This is a genomic window from Kitasatospora sp. NPDC091207, assembly GCF_044768625.1.
Taxonomy (GTDB): domain Bacteria; phylum Actinomycetota; class Actinomycetes; order Streptomycetales; family Streptomycetaceae; genus Kitasatospora.
This window is the reverse complement of record NZ_JBIVVS010000023.1, coordinates 28,778-51,721: the sequence shown is the minus strand read 5'-3', so window position 1 is coordinate 51,721 and position 22,944 is coordinate 28,778. Positions and strand designations below refer to the sequence as shown.

The 22,944-nt window shown below is 74.2% G+C and carries 15 protein-coding genes (1 of these 15 running past the window's edge); 3 read left to right on the top strand and 12 right to left on the bottom strand.

Annotated features, from left to right (window positions below):
- Window positions 1–81 precede the first annotated feature (81 nt).
- On the bottom strand, window positions 82–756 hold the full coding sequence (locus ACIQTO_RS29705) for a macro domain-containing protein (protein WP_402394337.1): 675 nt from the start codon (window positions 754–756) through the stop codon (window positions 82–84).
- 300 nt (window positions 757–1,056) lie between these two features.
- Here ACIQTO_RS29705 and ACIQTO_RS29700 point away from each other — a divergent pair, with 300 nt between their 5' ends.
- Entirely contained in the window at window positions 1,057–2,685 is a 1,629-nt protein-coding gene (locus ACIQTO_RS29700; RefSeq protein WP_402394334.1) for an ADP-ribosyltransferase domain-containing protein, read from the top strand.
- A gap of 37 nt (window positions 2,686–2,722) precedes the next feature.
- Here ACIQTO_RS29700 and ACIQTO_RS29695 read toward each other — a convergent pair whose 3' ends face one another.
- From ACIQTO_RS29695 to ACIQTO_RS29645, 11 genes are all read right to left on the bottom strand, one after another.
- The gene (locus ACIQTO_RS29695) at window positions 2,723–4,096 is read right to left on the bottom strand and encodes a M1 family metallopeptidase (protein ID WP_402394331.1); all 1,374 of its coding nucleotides are present in this window, start codon (window positions 4,094–4,096) and stop codon (window positions 2,723–2,725) included.
- Window positions 4,097–4,244: 148 nt separating this feature from the next.
- Complete coding sequence (locus ACIQTO_RS29690) at window positions 4,245–4,763, bottom strand: nucleoside 2-deoxyribosyltransferase (RefSeq protein WP_402394328.1); 519 nt, start codon at window positions 4,761–4,763, stop codon at window positions 4,245–4,247.
- Between the two features lie 96 nt (window positions 4,764–4,859).
- A complete protein-coding gene (locus tag ACIQTO_RS29685) occupies window positions 4,860–5,480 on the bottom strand; it encodes a class I SAM-dependent methyltransferase (protein ID WP_402394325.1) in 621 nt (206 codons plus the stop codon).
- A 25-nt stretch (window positions 5,481–5,505) separates the two neighbouring features.
- Window positions 5,506–7,389, bottom strand: a complete 1,884-nt coding sequence (locus ACIQTO_RS29680) for a hypothetical protein (protein ID WP_402394322.1) — start codon at window positions 7,387–7,389, stop codon at window positions 5,506–5,508.
- Window positions 7,390–7,530: 141 nt separating this feature from the next.
- Window positions 7,531–8,862: an MFS transporter gene (locus tag ACIQTO_RS29675; protein WP_402394319.1), complete on the bottom strand. Its 1,332-nt coding sequence runs from the start codon at window positions 8,860–8,862 to the stop codon at window positions 7,531–7,533.
- Between the two features lie 100 nt (window positions 8,863–8,962).
- Window positions 8,963–10,204, bottom strand: a complete 1,242-nt coding sequence (locus ACIQTO_RS29670; protein WP_402394316.1) for an ATP-dependent carboxylate-amine ligase — start codon at window positions 10,202–10,204, stop codon at window positions 8,963–8,965.
- Window positions 10,201–11,382 (bottom strand): DegT/DnrJ/EryC1/StrS family aminotransferase, encoded by a 1,182-nt coding sequence (locus ACIQTO_RS29665; protein WP_402394313.1) that lies wholly within the window; start codon window positions 11,380–11,382, stop codon window positions 10,201–10,203. Before ACIQTO_RS29665 ends, ACIQTO_RS29670 begins: the two co-directional genes overlap by 4 nt.
- On the bottom strand, window positions 11,379–12,548 hold the full coding sequence (gene blsG, locus ACIQTO_RS29660) for an arginine 2,3-aminomutase (RefSeq protein ID WP_402394311.1): 1,170 nt from the start codon (window positions 12,546–12,548) through the stop codon (window positions 11,379–11,381). Before blsG ends, ACIQTO_RS29665 begins: the two co-directional genes overlap by 4 nt.
- Window positions 12,549–12,651: 103 nt before the next feature.
- Window positions 12,652–13,617 (bottom strand): CGA synthase-related protein, encoded by a 966-nt coding sequence (blsF, locus tag ACIQTO_RS29655; RefSeq protein WP_402394308.1) that lies wholly within the window; start codon window positions 13,615–13,617, stop codon window positions 12,652–12,654.
- A gap of 50 nt (window positions 13,618–13,667) precedes the next feature.
- Window positions 13,668–14,657: a cytosylglucuronate decarboxylase gene (gene blsE / locus ACIQTO_RS29650; RefSeq protein WP_402394306.1), complete on the bottom strand. Its 990-nt coding sequence runs from the start codon at window positions 14,655–14,657 to the stop codon at window positions 13,668–13,670.
- An 81-nt stretch (window positions 14,658–14,738) separates the two neighbouring features.
- Window positions 14,739–15,995, bottom strand: coding sequence for a hydroxymethylcytosylglucuronate/cytosylglucuronate synthase (locus ACIQTO_RS29645; RefSeq protein WP_402394304.1), 1,257 nt, complete (start codon window positions 15,993–15,995; stop codon window positions 14,739–14,741).
- Between the two features lie 325 nt (window positions 15,996–16,320).
- Here ACIQTO_RS29645 and ACIQTO_RS29640 point away from each other — a divergent pair, with 325 nt between their 5' ends.
- Together ACIQTO_RS29640 and ACIQTO_RS29635 are read left to right on the top strand one after the other, a co-directional pair.
- Entirely contained in the window at window positions 16,321–17,961 is a 1,641-nt protein-coding gene (locus ACIQTO_RS29640; protein WP_402394302.1) for an ATP-binding cassette domain-containing protein, read from the top strand.
- 626 nt (window positions 17,962–18,587) lie between these two features.
- Window positions 18,588–22,944, top strand: the start of a protein-coding gene (locus ACIQTO_RS29635; RefSeq protein ID WP_402394300.1) for an SDR family NAD(P)-dependent oxidoreductase. It continues 21,590 nt past the right edge of the window; 4,357 of the gene's 25,947 nt are visible here — the first part of the coding sequence; it begins with the start codon at window positions 18,588–18,590; the stop codon falls past the right edge of the window.

Sequence of the window (22,944 nt, the reverse complement as noted above, 5' to 3'; positions counted from 1 at the left end):
GGCGGGCCGGGCTCGCGGAGCCCGGCCCGCGGCGGGGGTGTCGGGAGACCGGCCGGGCGGACGCGTGGGAGTGGCCCCCGGTCAGCGGCGCGTGCGGCGGGCGGGCGGGGCGATGCGGACCCGCTCGGTGACGGGGGCGCTCTCCAGGTCGTCGAGCTGCGCGAGGATGGTGCCGCGCAGGTCGTCGTCGTCCTCGAAGACGTGGTCGTTGAACAGCGTGTAGCCCGTCCACATCAGGTTGGCGCAGACCCGGGCCGGGACCCGGCCGGTCCGGGCGCCCATACCGACCAGGGCCACCGAGCCGATGCTGCCCGGGGCCTCCCTGTTCTGCCGGTGGACCGCCTGGAACGCGGCGGCGCACGCCAGCGCCACGTTCAAGGTCGCGCTCACGTTCTGTGCGGACTCCTGCATCGTCGGAGCCGAGATCAGGAACCTCGGGTTGGTTGCCCCGGACGGCACGCAGACCGCGCTCCCCACCGGGAGCGTCCCCGCGAAGCGGTCGCGTATCGCGCGCTGCACGCGCAGCTGGATGCCCGCGCCCAGGTGCCGCTTGACGACCGCGTCGACCCCGCCGTCCATCCGGCCGCGGGAGTTGGTGGGGCTGACCCAGGCGTCGACCGTCTGGTCGAGGATCGATCCCTGCCGGATCTCGATCTCCGGCAGGTCGGCGAACGCCGCCCGCCAGGCCGCCACCACCGGCGCGTTGGTGTCGGTCAGCACCACCTTGAGCGGCGACTGCACGCGGTCTGTGGTCATGGTCCACTCCCCTTCGGGACACGGTTCCTCTACTGGTCACGACGCTAGCGCTCGCCACTGACAGGCCGGTCACGACGCCGGCGGCCGGTGTCCGGACCGGTGCCGGCCGGGCCGTCGGCTGTCACACCCGGCCGGTACAACAGTGGAGTCCGCCGCGGAGGTGACGGGCCCTCAGGAACTCCCGGAGGGAGCCGGGGTCCGCGCACGGCCCCGCGCACGGCAGGCCCCGCGCGTCGCGGGCCCGTGCGCCGCCGTCCCGTCATGTCCGTCGAAACACCGGTGAATCGGAGCCGCACCACCATGAGCGATGCCACCACCCCCGCCACCACCCCGGCCCCGTCCGACCCGAACGACCCGCTGGCGCTCGCCGAACTCTTCCAGGGCGGCGGAGAACCGTGGCTCCCGCTGCTGAAGCCGGTCATCGAGGCCCAGCCGGGCGCCGCCGCGTTCATCGGACCAGGCCGCGGCCCCGAGGTCGTCCCCGTCCGCGAGCTGACCTTCCAGGCGCTCAAGCCCAACGCGCCGCACAAGTGGAAGGTCGTCGTCTTCGGCCAGAACCCCTACCCGAGGCCGGAGAGCGCCACCGGCATCGCCATGTTCGACAACACCTTCCACGACTGGAAGGACAGCCAGTTCGGCCGGGTGGTCAGCATCCGCTGCATCATCAAGGCGGCGGCGATGTGGAAGCACGGCATCCCGAAGAAGACCCCGATCGCCGACATACGCGCGCTGCTGAAGGAGCGGGACACCGTCCAGCCGCCGGAGTGGTTCCAGGCGATGCTCACCCAGGGTGTGCTGCTGCTGAACGCCGCGCTCACCGCGAGCAGCGACGGGTCGACGGCGACCGACCGGCACACGGCGTTCTGGCGGCCGGTCGCCGAGCGGATCGTCGAGGAGATCCTCCGGGCCAAGCAGAACGCCGACGAGGAGGACCGCGGCGTCGTCTTCGCGTGGTGGGGAGCGCACGCGCGCAGCCTGAAGAAGGTCGTCCTCCAGCTCCAGGAGAAGTACCCCGAGGTCGAGGTCCGGCACATCGACCACGCCAACCCCGCGGCGCAGGGCGACATCTTCTGCGACGGCGACCACTTCGCCCTGGTGAACGCGGCCCTCGCGTCGCTGGGCGCCGACACGATCGACTGGCTCCCGGCCAAGGGGTGGAACGAGCGTGCCGCGGCGAGCGGTGGGGCGGGCGGCGACACCGCCGAACGCATGGGCGCGTTCATCGCCTCCACCATGGAGCTGCACCAGCTGTACCTCGAACGGCTCGCGAGCGTCAAGGACGAGGGGCTCGTCCTCCCCGCGATCACCGGGGTGTTCGACACCCCGCTGATGGAGTTCCGCGACGCCGTCGCCCCGGTGGCCGGGCTGCTGGCCGGCCTGGAGCGGCATGTCGAGCGGTCGCACGCGTTCGGCCGGCAGCGGGCGGACGAAGCGGCCGGCGGGCTGTCCGCCGAGGCGATCGCCGCCCTCTACCTCTACACCTGCGAGTCCGCGTTCTACCGGGAGATCAACGCCATCCTGCGCTCGCCCGACCGCAGCCGGATCGTGCCGTACCTCCCGTATCTGCGGCTGCTGTTCTCGGCGGTGTCGCAGCTGCCCGCCCGCACGGAGCCGCTCTGGCGCGGGGTGTCGCTGGACCTGCGCGCGCAGTACCCGCTCGGGCGGACGGTGACCTGGTGGGGCGTGTCCTCCTGCACCTCCGAGCTGGGCGTCGCCCGGGGGTTCCTCGGCAGCCGCGGCAAGCGCACTCTCTTCGAGGTGATCCCGGTCCGGGCCGCGGGCATCCAGCGCTACTCCGCGTTCACCGGCGAGGAGGAGTTCATCCTGCTGCCGGGCACCCAGCTGAAGGTGACGGACGTGAAGACCGAGCGCGGCGGGCTGTGCACGGTGACGCTGACCGAGCTGGCGGAGCAGGGTCTGGTCTCCTGACCGGAGCGGGCCGCCGGGCGGGGCCGGCCCGGACCGGTCAGGCGCTGATCCGGTGGTCGGCCCAGAACGGGCTCAGGTCCTCGGTGGTGGCGGCCCGGGCCGCGGCCAGGAACGCGGCGGTGCTGCTCACGCCGTACCAGTGCGTGCGGGCGTAGCCGCGGAGCAGCCGGGCCATCGCGTCCGGGCCGATCAACCGCCGCAGGTCGTGCAGCGCGCAGGCGCCGTAGTCGTACACGACGACCCCGTAGCGGCCGGGATGGTCGTCCCAGTACGCCATGCCGTTGGTGATCATCTCCTGCGGAGCCGACCAGGTGACGGCGGACCAGCAGCCGGCGCCGTCCCGGCCGAGGGCGAGGTCGGTGGCGTACTCGGCGAAGGACTCGTCCAGCCAGGGCTGGTGGTACTGGTCGTCGCCGACGATGCCGTACCACCACTGGTGCGCGATCTCGTGGACGAGCGCGCTCGTGCTGACCCGGTCCAGCACGAACCCCGGGTACTCCATGCCGCTGAACCAGAGCTCGTTGTCCAGCACGACGTCCAGCTCGGTGTACGGGTAGGCGCCGAAGGCGCGCGCCTGCGCGTCCAGCGCGGACTCGGCGGTGGCCAGTATGGCCGCGGCATCGGCGGCACGGACACCGGCGACGGTGTGCACGGTGACCGTGACCCCGCCGGCGGAGACTCCGGAGAGACGCTCGAACGGGCCCGCGGACCAGGCGAAGTCGCGGACCTGCCGGGCCGTCGTCGTGGTCACGGTCCGCCCGGCGGCGCCCGGGGTGTCGACCGGGTCACCGGTGGCCGGCACCTCCAGGCCCGCCGGATGGTCGAGCCGCACGGTGAAGTCGGCGGCCAGGGTGTAGAAGGACTCCCCGGTGTCGGTGAACGGGTCGAGGTGCCAGCCGGCGGCGTCCCGTACCGCGAGTACCGGCAGCGCGTTGCCGAAGTGGGCGGCTGTCCCGTGCCGGCCGAACCGCCCGGCACGGTCGGGGAGTTCGGGTGCCCTCAGGTCGAGGTCGAAGCCGATCGTGTGGCGCCCGCCGGGGCGCAGCGGGGCCGGCAGAGCGATCCGCAGCACGGTGCACCCGGCCGACAGGGTGGCCGCGGCCGCCCCGACCAGGTGCGTCACGGTGACGGGCGGCGCCGTACAGCCCCCGCGGGCGTTGCCCCACAGCCGCAGGTGGATCTCGGGGAGCGGCTGCGCCGAGACGTTGGTGAAGCTGACCCGCTCGTGCCCGGTCCACCGCCCTCCCGAGGAGTCACCGGTCAGCTCGACCGTGTAGGAGGCCGCCGCCGGCGTGGCGGCCGGCCCGGCGCGCCGCCCGCTGCCCGGCGGTGTGAAGCCCGTCGCGGTGGCGATCAGCGCCAGGCAGGCGAGGAGGGCCGCCACGAGCCGGGCGGGTGGTGGGCTGCTCATGGGCGTTCCCCGGGAGTGGTCGGCGGTCGGGCCGCGGACCGGGACGGCCGGGCGGGCCGGGCCCCGGCCCGGTGGTGCGCGGGGCCGGGGCGGGCGGCCCCGCGCTCGTCGGTGACCGGGCGCCGGTCGGTGACGGGGTGCTCGTCGGTCACCGGGTGCCGTGGCCCTCCCGCTGCCGCTGCACCGCCGCGTCCACCGCGCGGTCGACGGCCGGCAGGCAGGCGGCGAGGTCCGTGTGGACCACGTACTCCACCGAGGCCACCGTGTGCAGACCCTGGACGAGGAAGGTGTACTCCCGGTCGCGCTCCAGCAGCAGCACGATCGGCTTGTCGAAGGCGCTCGCCCACCCGATCTCGATGTGGGTGCCCGGGGAGGCCGGGTGGCCCGGCAGGGCGACGAAGACGTCGGCCTTGCGGATCTCGTCCTGGTCGAGCTTGGTGCACTGCTCCGGCCGCATCAGCTCCGCCCCCCACGCCTCGCGGCGGTGGGCGTTGTGCACGGAGAGCCCCTGCGACTCGAAGTGCTTGATCAGGACGTCGAACGGGGCCCGGGCCTCGGCCGGCATCTCGCCGGTCTCCGGGTCCAGGAGCTGGATGAACGGGCCGGCGAGGAAGACCGAGCGGATCCCCAGGTCGGGGCGGGAGCCGTTGGTCAGGGTGACGGTCATCGGGATACCTCCGGAAACGGCGCCGGTGCGCGGTGTCGGGTGGGGGTGGGCCGGCACGGTCGTGGGCCGGGCCGGCCGGTGGAGCGGTGCGCCGGGTCAGTCCTTGCGGAAGCACTGGATGAAGGCGTCGCCGGTGGTCCCGCCGTGGGTGTACTCGGTGGTGTCGTAGGCGACGAACGGGTGCCGCTCGACCCGGATCGAGCGGAAGTGCGGCAGGTACTGCCAGCGCAGCTCCGGCTTGGTGCTGAAGAACGGGAGGAACACCCCGCCGGGGCGCAGCACCCGGACCACCTCGGGCATGGTCCGGGCCCACAGCTCGGCGTCCGTCCAGACCTCCATGTCGAGGGCCGGGTCGAAGAACATCCCGTCGATGCTCTCGGACGGCAGCTCGAAGATCCGCTGGAAGAAGTCGCCGCGCTCGATGGCGAGGTTGTCGGGCAGCTGCGGGTGCCGGGCCCGGAAGAGCTCCTCGACCTCGTCGAAGAGCTCCAGCACGGTGTGCCGGCGGGTCGCCGGGTTGCCGGCGATCCGCAGCGCGGACAGGCCGAGGCCGAGCCCCACCTCGTAGAAGTCCTGGCCGTACTCGCAGAGCATGTCGGCGCTGGCCCACATCAAGTCCCGCTCCCAGGCCTGCATGGCCTGCTCGCCGCCGATGCTGAGGGTCACCTCGCCGTTCTGCTCGATCAGTTCGATCGCCGGTTTGGTCTGGCTCTCCATGGTTCTCCCTAGGGTTGCGGGTGGGTCAGGCGCTCCGGGGGACGACCCCGAAGTGGCGCCGGGCCGTCGAGACGGCGAGGTCCTGCACGGCGAACACCGTGAAGTAGTAGGCCTGCGGGGCGGTCTCGGGGTCGAACCGCACGCGGAACGCGACCTCCTCCTGCTGCCCGCCGGTGAGTCGGAGCCTCGTGGTGGCCGGCTCCACCGCGGTGTCCTCGCGCAGGTAGCTCGGGACGAAGAGACCCAGCCGGACCGGACCGGTCCGGACCGCGGTGACCAGGGCCCGGACCTCCAGCACCCCGCCCTGGCCGACCTCGTCCGCGGCGTGGGCGAGCAGTGCGGGGGCGTCCGGGAGCTGGAAGGTGACGTCGCCGCAGCGCATGCAGACGGCGCAGGTGGTGTCCAGGATGTGCGGGAGCAGGCCCCGCCGGGTGAACTCCTGCGCGGGGCGGCCGCAGTGGCAGGTCACCTCGCGGACCCGCGGGTCCAGGCTGCTGCGGTCGCCGAAGTGCGCCGGGTAGTTCATCAGCTCGTGCTCGGGGTTGGCCGCGACCTGTTCGGTGATCACGTGGTCGAGGGACTGCAGGTCCGCCGTCAGCGAGGCCCGGATCTGGTCGGGCGACTGGTCGGCGAGATGGGTCGGCCTGGCGACCCAGAGGTCGACCTTCCGGGCCAGCTTGGTCAGCCGGGGCCGCAGCGGGTGGTTGTGCGGCAGCAGCTCCGAGGCGAGGTAGGCGGTGAGCCGGGCGCCCACGGTGAGCAGCAACGGGTCGGGCCGGTGGTCCGCCGGGGCCGGGGGCGGGGGGGTGTCCTCCGGTGCGCCCGGCAGCCCGAAGCGCATGAACGCCGGGTAGGGGTGCGAGCCGGCCAGACTGCTGTTGAGCGTGTCGACGGAGTCCGCGCCGACCAGGGCGCCGTGCATCCAGGCGACGTTCTCCGGCCGGTCGGAGTCGTGCACCGACACGGCCGAGACCACCGTGCGGGCCGGGCCGTCGAGCGCGTTGAGCAGCAGTTGGTACTTCGGGTCGTACAGGGCGAGGTCCGCGAGCGGTCCGCTGTTGCACGCGCTGAGCACCAGCTCCACGGCCTCCACCCGGTTGAGCGGGACCAGCTTGTCCTCGGGCTTGTAGCAGGGCAGCCCGTAGGCGCAGCGCGGGCCGAGCAGCCCGGGCACGGCCGGCGCCGAGCCGTTGAGGCCGCAGATGGTGAACTCGCCGAGGTTGACGCTGTCGTCCTTGCCGTGCCCCTGGAAGGCCACCCGCCGCCAGCGGGTGCCCAGGATCCGGGCCTGGATGTCCTCGCGCTCGAAGTCGCGGTCGTCGAAGACCTGGACGCCGGGCAGCCGGGGCGGGCGGTCGGTGTCGGTGAACAGGCCCAGCGCGTCGATGTCGAGGGCCGGCTCCGCGTACTGCTTGGCCACGTTCCAGCCGACCGAGGCGTCGTCCCGGCCGCTCAGCAGCGTCAGCCCGTGCCGCCGGCCGCGGTAGGTGGCCAGCAGCAGGGCCCGGACGGGGTCCAGGGTGAGCCGGTCGTAGCGGCCGACGAGCAGCAGCGAGCCGCTGTGCCGGTTCTGGAACGCCGGGAGGTCCGCCAGCTCCTCCTCGGGCACCCACGTCCGGGCGAGCGGCCGGGCCAGCTCCGCGAGCCCCTCGGGCAGCTGGGCGGCGCCGAGGACGATCCCGACGTCCAGCGGGTGCGGGGGCCGCAGGCCGCCGTAGAGCCGGCCCGCGAGTTCGACGCTCTGCGCCAGGTCGGCGCGGTCCTCGGTCGGGACCGGTACCGGCAGGAGATGGGGGGAGGCCAGGAACTCCGCCACGGCCTGCGGTAACTGGTGGCGGGTGACCGGGCGGAACAGTGGGGCCCGATCGGACGGCAGGTCGGGCCGCTGATCGGTGGGGGCAGCGTTCACGGGGGACCACCTCGGGGTGTCCGGGCCGGGAGGGCGGCGGAAGGGGGGAACAGGGCAGCGGGCGGGTCGGTGCGCGCCGATGACGGTCGGCGGGTCGGCGGGTCGGCGGGGCCGGAGGGTCCCGGGTGGCGGGCCGGGCCGTCATACCGCGTACTCCACCAGCGGCGCCGCCCGCCGGGTCAGCAGCCCCCGGCAGGCGAAGGCGAGTCCGGCGGCCGCCAGGGCGGTGCCGGTCGCCACGGCGAACACCGCGCGCGGCCCGAGCGGGTCCATCAGCAGCCCGCCGGCCTGCTGGCCGAGCGCGTCACCCAGGACGGTGGCCAGGGAGGCCCAGGTGAACGCCTCGGCCAGCGACCGGCCGTCGGCGATGCCGCTCACCAGGGTCATCTCGCTGGCGGAGACCAGGGCGATCGGCGCGCTGCCCACCGCGAGGGCCAGCGCGAGGCCCAGCGGGGAGCCGGCGAGCAGCGTCAGCGCCGTCCCGAGGGCGTAGGCCAGCAGCAGCCGGGGGAAGCGCACCTGGGGGGCCACCCGGGACTGCGAGCGGCCGAGCCAGAGCGCGCCCAGGGCGCTGCCGACGCCCCAGCAGGCGTAGACCGGGCCGGCGCCACCCGGAGCGCCGTGCCGGTCGACGAACGCCGGGATGGCCAGGGTCAGCAGGCCGATGGGGACCGCGGAGAGGGCCATGATGCCGGTCAGCGCCAGCAGGGCCGGCTCCCGCAGGGGGCCCAGCGGATGACGGGATTCCGGCCGGGCCGGGAGCCCGACGCCGTCCGCACCGCTGGAGTCGGCGCTGTGGTCGGCGCTGTGGTCGGTGTGGCCGGGACCGTCGGGTTGGCCGGTGTTGCCAGTGTCGTCGGAGCGGTCGGTGCCGGCGGTACCGGCCGGCAGCCGGGTGTGCGCGAGCCCCAGCGTGCCCAGGCCGCCCACCACCGCGATCGTGGTGAGCGCCAGGCCGGCCGAGCCGACCAGCATCAGCGCCGCCAGCATCAGCGGCGCACCGATCACCAGGACCTCCGTGAGCAGGGCCTCCCAGAGGTAGGCCGTCTCGCGCTCCTCCTCCCGGAGCGGCAGCCGCGCCCAGAGCGAGCGCATGCAGGCGTTCGCGGGCGGCAGCACCGCCCCGGCCAGGACCGCCGCCCCGGGCTGCGCCCAGCCGCCGGGGCGGGTGAACCACACGAGGACGGCGAGCGCCGCCGGGTAGGCGACGGCGGTCGCCGTCAGGACCGCCGCCCGGCCCCGCCGGTCGAGCCGACGGGCGATCAGCGGGCTGCCGAGGGCCATCCCCAGGGTGTACAGCGCGGCGACCAGACCGGCCTGGGCGTAGCTGCCGCCCTGCTCACGGACCGTCAGAACGAGTGCCAGCGACATCAGATAGACCGGCAGCCTGGAGACGACGCTCCACCAGGCCGCCCCGGCCACCCGGGGGCGTGTGAGCAGATCGAGGAAGCGACGGGGCAGGCCGCTGGTCACGTGGTCGGTCTCCGTTCGGTGGCCGCGCCGGGCGGCACGGGGCCGCACGGGGCGGCACGGTCGGGTGCCGGCCGCTGTGCGCGCGGCCGGCACGGCGGGATCAGCTGGGCACGGCGTCGGCCTCCCGCGCCGGTACCACCTCGATCGTGAACCGGTCGAGCACCTCGCGCATACGGATCTCCACCTCCTCCACCGAACCTCCCACGACATGGGCGTACCCCGAGGCGTTGTGCGAGGCCCGGCGGGCCGTCACCCGGTCACCGGTGCCGACCTTGAGGACGGCGTCGACGACCCCGGGCATCCCCAGCAGCTCCTCCCGGGAGGTGATCCGCCGGATCGTCCCGGAGCCGGGCAGCGGCAGCAGCAGGTCGCCCGCGCAGCGGCGCTCGCGGTAGTCCAGCTCCGGGCGGCGGCCGAGGTAGACCGCCAGGGTGGCGCCGAACACGTCGAAGCCGTACGCGTGGCCGTGGTTGGCGGGGATCTCGCAGCCCGCCAGCCGGACGCCGATCTCGCCCGCGTACACCTCGCCGTCGATCAGGAAGAACTCCATGTGGGCGTACCCGTGGTCGATGCCCATCCCGGTGACGATGAGCTGGACCAGGGCCCGCACGTCGACCGGCGGCCCGTCGCCGGTGCCGACACTGATGTTGGCGTTCATCGCGCCGTCGACGATGTCCAGCGGACGGCAGGGCATCGCGCTCGGCCACGCGTCCAGGACCTCGCCGCCGAGGATGACCGCGCACACCTCCCACTCGGTGCCGCCGAGGTGCTCCTCCACCATCCAGCGCCGCGCGGCGAGGTCGATCCCGGCGAGGTCGCCCGGCCCGGCGAGCCGGTAGGTGTCCACGCAGGCGAACGAGTCCACCGGTTTGAGCACCACCGGCCAGCCGTGCCGGCCGGCGAACCGCTCGATCTCGGAGGCCGACCGCACCCGGGCGAACTCCGCCGTCCGCAGGCCCAGTTCGCGGAACCGGGCCTTCATGGCGGCCTTGTCCCGCACCAGGGTGACCTGCTGCTCGGTCAGGTGCGGCAGGCCGGCGAGCGCCGCGAACCGCTGGGCGACGGCCTGCCGGGGCTCCGACGGGTTGCAGAACCGGGTCGGCGGGACCGGCAGCCCGGCCGCCCAGGCGCGGTACCGCCGCGCCTCCTGGGCGGTCGGCGCGCCCTCGCGCACCCAGAAGGCGGGCAGGTGCGCGGTGGCGAGGAGATAGTCCTCCGGCAGGTCCGCGCGCGCCTCCGCGAACCGCAGCAGGACCAGCCGGTCGGGCAGCTCCCGGGCCGCGTAGCGGCTGAAGGACGACGGCCGGTCGTCCACCATCAACAGCACCTCGGCGTCGCTCACACCGCCTCCAGCACCTGGCGGACGGCCTTGGCCGCGACGACCTGCTCCTCCTCGGGCAGTTCCGGGGAGAGCGGCACGCACAGGGTGCGGTCCAGGAGGTCCCTGGTCCGGGCGAAGCCGTCGTGGCTGAGGGCCGACGGGGCGTCGGGGGCGTGGTTCCACGGGAAGCCGTCGCGGTAGAGCGAACGGCGGCCGGTGAGCACCGGGTGGTCGGGCAGCAGGTACTTCCCGAGCGTCCAGTTGGCGATGCCGGCCGCGGTGAGCGCGGCCACCGCCGCGTCCCGCAGCTGCCTGCTCTCGCAGCGGAACCGCAGGCTGACCTTCACATCGCCGGCGGCCCGGGGCCGGACCTCCAGATCGGGCCGGTCCGGCAGCTCGCCCATCGCGATGGCGTACATCCGCTCCAGGCCGGCGAGCAGCTCGTCGAGGTGCCGGAACTGCTGGCACTGGACGGCCGCGACCTGCTCGCTGGTGACGAAGTTCTCCCCGAAGTGGGCGTCCTGGTTCCACGTCGGGTAGTGGCCCGGCACGCGCGCCGAGCCGTGGTCGTGGTAGCAGCGCATGGTGGACCAGGCGCTCTCGTCGTTGGTGACGAGCAGCCCGCCCTCGCCCGAGGTGAGCACCTTGTTGTGGTGGAAGCTGAACGTCCCGGCGTACCCGGCCGTCCCGACCCGCCGGCCGTCGGGGAACCGGGCGCCGAGGGACTGCGCGCAGTCCTCGATCAGGTACGGCACGCCGGTCGGCAGCGGGGCCACGGTGCCCTCCATGTGGGCCACGATCACCCGCTGCGCGTCGGGCGGCACCAGCGTCGGGTCCATCGAGAGTGAGTCGTCGGCGTCGACCAGCACCGGGATCAGGCCGCTGGACAGCACCGCGCCGGCCACCGCGACGAACGTGACCGCCGGGATGTACACCAGATCGCCGATCGACGGGCGGGTGGAGATCAGCGCGAGCCGCAGCGCCTCGGTGCAGTTGTGGACGGCCAGCGCGTGGTGCGCGCCCAGCCGTTCGGCCACCGTCCGCTCCAGCCGGGAGGCCATGCTCTCGGTCTCGGTCTGGTAGCGGAAGAGGACCTGGTGCTCGATCACCTTGCGCAGCTCCGACATGTCGGACCAGTCGAGGTAGTTCGCTCCGTAGGGCAGGAAGCGCTGCCCGAGCCGCTTGTCGAGTGAGCTCATGCGGTGGTGTCCGGCTCCGTGATCGGCTGCGCGGAACCGTTGACGACCATCTCCTGGCCTCGGTGGTTGCGGAGCAGCAGGCCTTCGGGGATCTGGGTGTAGGAGGGCTGCGCGATGGGGATCTTGCCGATCTTCGTGGTCAGGACGTACTGGGGGACGCCGAACCCGGTGATGTGGCCCTGCAGGCCGGCCATGATCTCCCAGCCCTTCTCCACGGACGTCATGAAGTGCGAGACCCCGGTGACGTTGTCGCAGTGGTAGAGGTAGTACGGCCGGACCCGGATCCGCAGCAGCTCGGTCATCAGGGTGCGCATGGTGGCGACGTCGTCGTTGATCCCGCGCAGCAGCACCGTCTGGTTCCCGACCGGGATCCCGTGCCGCAGCAGGCGGTCGACGGCCGCCGCGGCCTCCGGGGTGATCTCCTTCGGGTGGTTGAAGTGGGTGTTCAGCCAGACCGGGTGGTAGCGGGAGAGCATCGAGCAGAGGTCGTCGGTGATGCGCTGCGGCAGCAGCACGGGGAACCGGCTGCCGATCCGGATGATCTCCACACTGGGGATCGCCCGGAGCCCGGCGATGATCTCCTCCAGCTTGCCGTCCTGGTAGGACAGCGGGTCGCCGCCGGTCAGCAGGACGTCCCGGATCTCGGGGTGGTCGGCGATGTAGCGCAGGTCCTCGTCGTAGGAGCCGCCCTCGTCGTCGCGGAAGTAGGTGCCGTCGACGTCGGTGGTGTGGAACTTGCGCGTGCAGTGGCGGCAGTAGACCGGGCAGGCCTCGGTGACCAGCATGATCACCCGGTCCGGGTACTTGTGCACCACCCGGTTGGTCTTGCGGTAGTAGGTGTCCCCGACCGGGTCGACCTCGGCCCCGGGGAACTCCATCAGTTCGCCGAGGGCCGGCACCGCCTGCTGCCGGACCGGACAGCCGGGGTCGTCCGGGTCCATCAGCGAGGCGTAGTACGGGGTGACGCTCCAGCGGTACTTGCCCGCCACCCCGGCGATGGCCTGCTCCTCGTCGGTACTGAGGTTGAGCCACTGCCGGGCCTTGTCGACGGTGGTGATGCGCCGACGCATGTGCCAGCGCCAGTCGTCCCAGTCGGTCTCCGGGACCCTGGGACGGATCAGTTCGGGGCGGGTGACAGCCGTGGGTTCGCGGAGGGTGTCGGACATGGCGGCTCCAGCACGACGCGGTCGACAGGGGTGGGGTGGGCCGGAACGGGCAGGGCCGGACCGGCGGGCTGACGGGGTGGGGGAAGGGACCGGGGTACCCGGCTCACAGCGGGGCGAGCGCGAGTTGGCGAAGGGTGCGGGCGACCCGCTGCGCGCCGCGCAGGTCGTCCAGGGCCGGGTCGAGCAGGTGCCAGGGACCGGCCGCGGCCGTCCCGTCGGCTCCGGGCGGCGCCCACAGGGCCGGATCACCCGGGTCCTCCGCCGAGGGCAGCGGCAGGACCTCGGCGACCCGGACGGCCAAGTCCCGCTGGGCGGGCCCGAGCGGTGGCAGCAGGGCCAGCGGTGCCCGCCGCGCCTGGGCGAGGGCGAGCGCCCCGAGCACCGGCGAGGCGAGGAACACGGCGGCATCGGCATGGAGCGCGTCCGGATCGGCCTCGGCGGCCCGGAGCACCCGCAGGCCCGGGTGCGCGGCGAGGCCGCCCAGGGCGGACCGCAGGAGTTCGAGCCCGGTATCGGCGACCACGGCGCAGCTCCCGGTGCGGTGCAGGGCGGCGTCGGCCAGCGCCGGCAGCGCGCCGGTGGCGAAGGCCTCCGCCTCGGCGTCGGGCACCCGCCAGAGGGAGAGCAGCAGGAGGGTGCCGGAGTGCCGCCGGCTCCGGCCGGTGCGCTGTGGTGCGAGGACCCCGGTGGGACGGGAGCCCCGGGCGGCGGGCCCGGACCGCGGCAGCCACCCGGGCCGGTGGGCCCGTCCGAGCGCCCGCTCCGGCGGGGTGTCGGCTCCGGGCGGGGGCCCCGGGTGGCCCGAACCAAGGTGTACCACCGGCACGCCCAGGCCCAGCAGCCGCTCGGTGGCCGCCACGTCGTCGCAGACGAGCGCGGCGACCGGCGGCGGGTCGAGCTCGGCGGGGCCGACCGGACGGAGGTCATCGAGGTGGGCGGCCACTCGGCGCAGGGCGAGTGTCGAGTCCAACTGGTCCGCCCGGGCGGTCAGCAGGACCCGCGGGCCGTGCGCGGCGCCGCCCGCGGCCCCCGGCCGGCCGGGGGCCGTCACGTATGCGGGGGCCGTCACAGACTCGGGGGCCGCCGTGTGTGCGGGTGCCGAGGCCGGCCGACCGGAGCTCAGTAGTGCCATGGACCCACCGCCCCGAGCCGGGCCACGTCGTCGCTGTATCCGGCGGCGGTGGTGGAACACCCGTTGCACACCGCGGGGCCGCGCTCGCGGAACCAGTCGGCGTGGGCCCGGAAGACCGGGGTGTCCAGCTGGATCACCCCCTGCTCCCGCAGCGGCGCCCCACCGGGCCCGTCGTCCCCCTCGCGGTGGGGGATGCAGCTGCACGCGAACATCCGCCCGTACTTGCCGTCGACGTAGATGACGTCGTCCGCGACGTGGCAGAGCGGTTCGGCGGCGCGCGGGGTGACGGACTCGGCGAAGTAGCGCTCCTGCTCCTGCGGGGTGTCGCCGTAGAAGCGCTTGCCCATCGGGACCAGCAGCGCGGCCGGGTCGGCGGCGTAGATCGGCTCGCAGACGCTGCGGACGTGGTCGGCGTCGGGGTAGGTGATCGTGCGGTCGAGCTTGAGGGCGGACAGCTCCCACTGGCGTACCCCCGCCGCGGTCAGCACCTCCTGCAGCTCCGGCATCTCGGTGTAGTTGTGCGGCCCGACCACGGTGTTCACCCTGGGCAGGACGCCGAGTTCGGCGGCGGAGCGCAGGCCGGCCAGCCCGCTGTCGAACATGCCGGGGGACCGCCGGTAGACGTCGTGGGTGGCGCCCGAGGAGCCGTCCAGGCTGACGATCACCTGGGCCAGGCCGGCCGCGGCCAACGGGGCCGCCATCCGGGGCAGCAGTGAGCCGTTGGTGATGAGGGACATCTTCATCCCGCCGGCGGTGCCCGAGCGCACCAGCTCCACCACGTCCGGGTGCATCAGCGGCTCGCCGCCGGTGAACCGGACATAGCCCACGCCGGCCTCCCGGGCCTTGGGCAGCAGGTCGTCGAAGTCCTCCCGGGAGAAGCGGAAGGTGTCGCGGGAGAGGGCGAACTCGCACATGAAGCAGTCGGCGTTGCAGGCTTCCAGGATGCGGATGAAGAGGTAGCGATCACGTGCACGCACGGAGGGGAGACCTTCCAGACGACTCACGGGACGGGTGGGGGCGGAGGGGCGGGGGAGGGGTGGTGCGCCGGGTCGGGCGGGTCAGGCGGGCCGGCCCGGTGTGCTCAGGACGTCGAGCAGGGCGTCGGCCACCTGGGCCGCTCCGCCGGTGCCGATCGCGGTGGTGAGCGCGCCCCAGTCGTCGACCGCGGTGGCCCGGCGCAGCGCCTCCAGGACCTCGTCGCGCAGGGCGTGGCGGACGCCTCGGTGGTCGTCGTCGACCGCCGCCCGCCCGATCGAGTCGTAGATGTGGGCGAGTGCGTGGTCCTCGCCCTCGGCGCGGAGCGCCAGCGCGTCGTCCTCGACGAGCACGTCCTTGGGCCAGCGCACCCGGACGGGGGCCCCGAGCGCCTGGCTGTGATAGCGGCCGTTGAAGATCTGGCTGAGGTTCTGCGGTGGCAGGCAGACGGTGGGGACGCCCAGGCCGCCCGCCTCCAGCAGGGTGGTCAGACCGGGTGAGGTGAGCAGGACGTCGCTGTCGGCCAGGCGTTCCAGGAACGCCCCGTGACCGAGCGGGCCGGTGGTCGTCCGGGGCGGGGCGATCGACGCGTCGACCAGCCGGCCCGCCAGATCGGCGGGCAGATTGCCGGCGATGTGCACCTCGTCGACCCCGTGGGCGACGAGGGCCTCCAGGGCGGCCGGGACGACCAGGCGCGGGTAGTGCCCCGGATCGCCCAGCCTCGGCGCGCGCAGGCCACCCAGGCTGATGAGCGCCCTACGGTACGGGCGTCGGGTGCTCCGCCCGGCCCCGTCGGGCGTCGGCTCCGGGGTGCGGGGCCTCGCGATGACGGCCTCGACCCAGCGCAGCGCCCGGGCGTCGGCCAGGAGGGCCAGGCACTCGGGTGGCAGCTCGACGCTCTGCTGGGCGCAGTACACCGTCGCGTCCAGCGGCAGCGCGGCGCGGTCCCCCTCGGACCAGAGGAAGGGCAGGCTGTCGACGAAGACCGTGGGTACACCGGCCGCCAGCAGGGCCGTCGCGACCGCGCCGTCCAGGACGACCACGGCGGCCCGCACCCCCTGGGAGCGCACGAGCTCCCGGACGGCCGGGGCGAGCCGGTCGGGATCGGCGGGCAGGTCGTGCCAGGCGTCCACCGCGTGCTCGGCGAGCAACGGCCGGCCCAGCCCCGAGGCCAGCCCGACGAACCGCAGGGGAGGGACCGGCCGGTCCCGCAGGGCGGAGAGCACGGCACTGAGCTTGCCCGAGCTGCCCCAGCCGAATTCCGCTCCGACGAGGGCGACAGTGGTGGGACCGGACCGCGAGGTGCGCTGGTCGGAGTGCGCAGTGAGATCGGACGACATCGGATATCTCTCGCCTTCCTGGCGGGCCGGCAGGGTCGGGATCGGACGGGCACAGCCGTGCGGACGGACGCGGGACCTCCGGCAGCGGAGATCACGCCGCTGCCCCTGTGGCCACGCTTCCTTCGGGTACAACCGTTCCGCAGATGTCGGGGCGGCACAAGGCTTTTCTCCGGCATTCCGACTTGCGAGTGAATAGCGCGATCGAGCGACTAACTATCATCTGATGAACGAGAGTTGATGCCCTACCGGCCGGCCGGGATTTCCTCCGGATGCGCCGTCGAAACTCGATCGCCCACCGATCATCCGGCCGCTAGAATCCGCGTCCATGGGCTACCTCGAAGCCACCGGGCTCGGTCATGTGCTTGCCGACGGTCGTGAGCTCTTCCGCGACGTCTCCTTCCGGGTGCCGGCGGGTGAGACGGTCGCGCTCATCGGTGACAACGGTGCCGGCAAGACCACGCTGCTGCGCATACTCGCGGGCGAACTGCCCGCGCAGCGGGGGGTGTTCCGCAGCCAGGGCGCCGTCGCGGTGATGCCGCAGTTCATCGGCAGCCTGCGCGACGACCGTACGGTCCGCGACCTCCTGCTCACCGTCGCGCCGCCGCCGCTGCGGGTCTCGGCCGCCGCCCTGGACGCGGCCGAGCTCGCCATGACGGAGGTCGACGACGAGCCCACCCAACTCCGCTACGCCCAGGCGCTGGTGGACTGGGGCGAGGCCGGCGGCTACGACTACGAGGTGCTCTGGGACACCGTGACGGTCGCCGCGCTCGGCACCCCGTTCCAGGTCGCTCAGTACCGGGAGGTGGCGACGCTGTCCGGCGGCGAGCAGAAGCGGCTCGTCCTGGAGGCGCTGCTCCGGGGCCCGGCCGAACTGCTGCTGCTGGACGAGCCGGACAACTACCTCGACGTGCCCGGCAAGCGCTGGCTGGAGGAGCAGCTCGCCCAGACCCGGCAGGGCGTGCTGCTGATCACCCACGACCGGGAGGTGCTGAGCCGCACGGCCGGCCAGGTCGTGACGCTGGAGGGCGGCACCACCTGGACCCACGGCGGCGGGTTCGCCACCTGGGCCGAGGCCCGTGAGGCCCGCTGGCAGCGGGCGGCGGAGGTTCGGCAGCGCTGGAGCGAGAAGCACGAGCAGCTCAAGGAACTGGTCCGGACGCTGCGTCAGCAGGCCTCCATCAGCGACGAGATGGCGTCCCGCTACCACGCGGCCCAGACCCGGCTGGCGAAGTTCGAGGAGGTCGGGCCGCCGCCCGCGCCGCCGCGCCGCCAGCGGGTCGCGCCGGATCTGCGCGGCGGCCGGACGGGCGTCCGGGCGGTCACCTGCCGGAACCTCGAACTCAGCGGGTTGATGCGGCCGTTCGACCTGGAGGTGTTCTTCGGCGACCGGGTCTGCGTGCTCGGTTCGAACGGGTCCGGCAAGAGCCACTTCCTGCGCCTGCTGGACGAGGCCGGCGCCGACGCGGCCGGGACGGTGGCACACACCGGCGAGTGCCGGCTGGGCGCCCGCGTCCGGCCAGGGTTGTTCGCCCAGACGCACCGGCATCCGGAGTGGGCGGGCCGGACGCCGGCCGAGATCCTCGGTGCCGGCGAGGGCGACCGGGCCGGGCTGGACCTGGAGCGCGCGATGTCGGCGCTGAGCCGCTACGGGCTGGCCGGCGCGGGCCGCCAGGACTTCGGGACGCTGTCGGGCGGTCAGCAGGCGCGCTTCCAGATCCTGTTGCTGGAGCTGGCCGGGGCGACCCTGCTGTTGCTGGACGAGCCGACCGACAACCTCGACCTCATCTCGGCCGAGGCCCTGGAGGAGGCCCTGGCGGCGTTCACCGGGACGGTGGTGGCGGTCACCCACGACCGCTGGTTCGCCCGGGTGTTCAGCCGCTTCCTGGTCTTCCGGGCGGACGGCCGGGTGGTGGAGGCGGACGAGCCGGTCTGGGACGAGGGACGGGTCAGCCGCGTGCGGAGCTGACCAGCGCGCACCCGGGGGCGGTCGGTGGGAATGGCCCGCCGCACCGCTCGACCGCACTGCTCGGCCGCACCGCCCGGCCGGTCCGGGTGGCCGCCCCCGGACGGGCGTCCCGGCGTTCGTTGTCGGCGTTCGTTTCCGGCGGGTGAATTTCCGGTGCGTCGCATTCCGGTGGGCCGAATTCCACTTCGTCGCGTTCCGGTCCGCCGGTTTGTGATCGCCAAGATCATTCGTCCACGGAGTCGCTGGCGGCGGCCCCTTCGCCGGTATTCGCGGGGTGGACAGTGTCGCTGTCAGGGGCCCCGGACCTTGTCCGGGCGTCCTGTGCATGGCGAAATCGGCCACCGCGGCGCGGGATTCGGTCACCTTGCCGGACCGTTCCGGTGCCACCTGTTCGTTTGCGGATTCGGGCGGTCGATGAGATCTGGATCTCATGGTGCCGCGCGGTGGCTTGATCCAATCGATCAGCGGCTTGGTATATCTGATGATCTAGTGATTTAGGGCGATTTTCTTCTGTCATTTCGGTGCTGACCAGGGCCGAAACCTGATGGTTGCGGCCAATTGCGACCCAGTCCAGAGTTCTGGTGCTCGATCCCGGTGCAATCGACGTATGGACGTGATGGAACGGTATGGCCGAGTCGAACACTGTTGCGCACACAGTCGAACCCGACCGTGACGATGCGATCGCGATCATCGGTCTCGCCTGTCGTGTACCGGGAGCCGGCACCCCGGACGAGTTCTGGGAGCTCCTCCGCACGGGTGTCGACGCCGTCACGGAACTCCCGGAGCGGCGGCGTGAGGCGGCCCGGCAGGACGGCCCGGCCGGCGCGGTCCCGGCGCACCGCCCGCACCGCCCGCGACGCGGCGGCTACCTCGACGAGGTCGACCGCTTCGATCCGGCCTTCTTCGGCATCGGACCGCGCGAGGCCGTGCTGATGGACCCGCAGCAGCGCCTGATGCTCGAACTCTGCTGGGAGGCCCTGGAGAACGCGGGCATCCCCGCGCAGCGGCTGAGGGGCAGCGCCACCGGAGTCTTCGCGGGCGCGATCTGGGACGACTACGCCGAACTGCTGCGCCGCGCGGGAGTCGCCTCCGGCGCCCGGCAGGTGACCGGCCTGCACCGCAGCATGATCGCCAACCGGGTCTCCTACACCCTCGGCCTGCGCGGGCCCAGCATGACGATCGACGCCGCCCAGGCCTCCTCCCTCGTCGCCGTCCACACGGCGTGCGAGAGCCTGCGCCGCGGCGAGTCCGATCTTGCCCTGGTCGGCGGTGTCAACCTCGACCTGGTGCCCGACGAGGCCGGCGACGCGACCAAGCTGGGCGGCCTCTCCCCGGACGGCCGGTGCTTCACCTTCGACGCGCGCGCCAACGGCTACGTCCGGGGCGAGGGCGGTGCGGTCGTGGTGCTCAAGCCGCTGTCCCGCGCGCTCGCCGACGGCGACACCGTGTACTGCGTGGTGGCCGGCAGCGCCATGAACCACGACGGCGGCGGCGAGGCACTGACCTCGCCCGACCCCGAGGCACAGGAGCAGGTGATCCGCGCGGCCCACCGGCGGGCCGCGCTCCCGGCGGGTGCCGTGCAGTACGTCGAACTCCACGGCACCGGGACACCGGTCGGGGACCCGGTCGAGGCGGCGGCCCTCGGCGCCGCGCTCGGTGCGGAGCGTCCGCCCGCCGAGCCGCTGCGGGTCGGTTCGGTGAAGACCAACATCGGCCACCTGGAGGGCGCGGCGGGGATCGTCGGGCTGGTCAAGACCGTGCTGGGCATCCGCCACCGGGAGCTCCCGCGCAGCCTCAACTACGAGACGCCCAACCCGCGCATCCCGCTGGACCGGCTGGGGCTGCGGGTCCAGGACGGGACGACCGCCTGGCCGCGCCCGGACCGGCCGCTGGTCGCGGGGGTGAGCTCGTTCGGCATGGGCGGCACCAACTGCCATGTGGTGCTGGCGGAGTGGGCACCCGCGCCGGCCGGTACCGCGCGTCCGGCGGGCGAGGCGGCTGCGGCGGTGGGCCGGGCAGGCCAGACGGGCGAGGCGGTTGCGGCGGAGGGCGAGGCGGGCGAGGCCCCGGCGCCGGTCCTGGTGCCGGTCTCCGGCGCCACACCGGAGGCGGTGCGCGCCCAGGCGGCCCGGCTGCGGGCGTATCTGCGGGAGCGCCCCGACGCGACGGCGTCGGAGGTCGGCTGGTCCGCCGCGACCACCCGCAGTCACCTGGCCTCGCGCGCCGTCGTGATCGCCCGGGACCGCGGTGAACTCCTCACCGGTCTGGCGGCGTTGAGCGAGGCGGGGGCCGCCCCCGGTCTGGTGACCGGCGAGGCGCGCTCCGGCCGGACCGCCTTCCTGTTCACCGGGCAGGGCAGCCAGCGCCCCGGGATGGGCCGTGAACTCCACCGGCGTTTCCCGGTGTTCGCGTCGGCGTTCGACGAGGTCTGCGAGCACCTCGACCCGTGGCTCGCCCGGCCGCTGCGCGAGGTGCTGTTCGCCCCCGAGGGCAGCCCGGAGGCGGAGCTGGTGCACCGCACCGAGTTCACCCAGCCCGCACTGTTCGCGGTCGGGGTCGCGCTCCACCGCCTGCTGGCGAGCTGGGGCGTCACGCCCGACCTGCTGCTCGGCCACTCGGTCGGCGAGCTGGCGGCCGCCCACGTGGCCGGCGTCCTCTCGTCGGCCGACGCGTCGGCGCTGGTGGCCGCCCGGGGCCGGCTGATGCAGCAACTGCCCCGGGGCGGTGCGATGGTGGCGGTCCGCGCGACCGAGGACGAGGTGGCCGCCGCACTCGCCCCGGTCCGCGACCGGGTCTCGATCGCGGCCGTGAACGGTCCGACGGCCACCGTGGTCTCGGGCGACGAGGACGCCGTCCTCGCCCTCGCGGACACCTGGCGCGCACAGGGGCGCAAGGTCCGCCGGCTGCGCGTCGGGCACGCCTTCCACTCGCCGCGGATGGACGCGATGCTCGACGCGTTCGGCGAGGTCGCGCGCGGACTGTCCTACCGGCCGCCGACGACGCCCGTCGTGTCGAACCTGACCGGTGAGCTGGTGACCGACGACCGGATGTGCTCGCCGGACTACTGGGTGCGCCACGTCCGCGAGGCCGTCCGCTTCGGCGACGGCGTCGACCGGCTGCGCGCGGCCGGCGCGACCGTGCTGGTCGAACTCGGCCCGGACGCCAGCCTCTCCGCCCTCGCCCGCGAGTGCCTGCCGCCGGCCGACCGCGACACCGTCGCGACGGTCGCCACCCTGCGCGCCGGCCGGCCCGAGGCGGCCGCGCTCGACGCCACCGCCGCGCGGCTGCACACCCTGGGCGCCGACCTCGACTGGTCCGCCCTGTTCGCCGGCCGCGCGGTCCGCCGCCTGGACCTGCCCACCTACGCCTTCCGGCGCACCCGCCACTGGCTGCACTCCGCCGCGCCCGACGAGGTCGCGCCGGGTGGGGTCGCGCCCGCTGACCGCCCCGTGTCCGCCGACGACACTGCGTCCGACGACACCGCGTCCGCCGCCGGGGCGGCGCCCCGGGCCGCTTCGCCGCTCGCCGGCCGGCTCGCCGGCCTGCCCGGAACCGAGCAGGACCGGGTACTCCTGGAGCTGGTCCGCTCGCACGCGGCCGCCGTGCTCGGCCACGCCGCGAAGGACGCCGTCCACGCCGAACTCGCCTACCGGGAGTCGGGTCTGGACTCGCTCGCCGCCGTCGAGCTGGTTCAGCGCCTCGCCGCCGCGGCCGGTCTCGACCTGCCCGCGACCGTCGTCTACGACCATCCGACGCCCGCCGACCTCGCGCGCCACCTGCGCGCCCGGGTCCTGGACCTGCCCCCGGCGGACCTCGCCGGGACCGGCGCCCCGGCGGCCGCCCCGGTCGACGACGACCCGATCGCCATCGTCGCGATGGGCTGCCGCTACCCCGGTGCGGCCGACTCGCCCGAGGCGCTGTGGCGCCTGGCCGCCGAGGGTGTGGACGCCGTCGGCCCCTTCCCCGAGGACCGGGGCTGGGACCTCGGCCGGCTGCACCACCCGGACCCGGACCACCCCGGCACCACCTATGTGCGCGAGGGCGGGTTCCTGTCCGGCGCCGGGGAGTTCGACGCCGAGTTCTTCGGCATCAGCCCGCGCGAGGCGCTGGCCATGGACCCGCAGCAGCGCCTCCTGCTCGCGACCTCCTGGGAGACCCTGGAACGGGCCGGCCTGGACCCGGCCGGGCTGCGCGGCGACCGCGTCGGCGTGTTCGTCGGCGCGACCGCGCAGGACTACGGTCCGCGCATGCACCGGCCGGCCGGGGGCTTCGACGGATACCTGCTCACCGGGAACACCCCGAGCGTGGCCTCCGGGCGGATCGCCTACACGCTGGGCCTCGAAGGGCCGGCCGTCACCGTCGACACCGCGTGCTCGTCCTCGCTGGTCGCCGTGCACCTGGCCGCCCAGGCCCTGCGCAGCGGGGACTGCACACTGGCGCTCGCCGGCGGCGCGACCGTCATGGCCGAGCCCGGCATGTTCGTCGAGTTCGCGCGCCAGCGCGGCCTGGCCCCGGACGGCCGCTGCAAGCCGTTCTCCGCCGACGCCGACGGCACGGCGTGGGCCGAGGGCGTCGGCGTCGTGCTGCTCGAACGGCTCTCGGACGCCCGCCGCAACGGCCACCCCGTACTGGGCCTGGTGGTCGGTTCGGCGGTCAACCAGGACGGCGCCAGCAACGGCCTCAGCGCGCCGAACGGCACGGCCCAGCAGCGGGTGATCCGCCAGGCGCTCGGCTCCGCCGGGCTGACCCCGGCCGACATCGACGTGGTCGAGGCGCACGGCACGGGCACCGCCCTCGGCGACCCCGTCGAGGCGCACGCCCTGCTCGCGGTCTACGGCCGCGACCGCGATCCCGGGCGCCCGCTGCTGCTCGGCTCGCTCAAGTCCAACATCGGCCACACCCAGGCCGCGGCGGGGGTCGCCGGTCTCATCAAGACCGTCCTCGCGATGCGGACCGGCGTCGTGCCGGGCACCCTGCACCTGC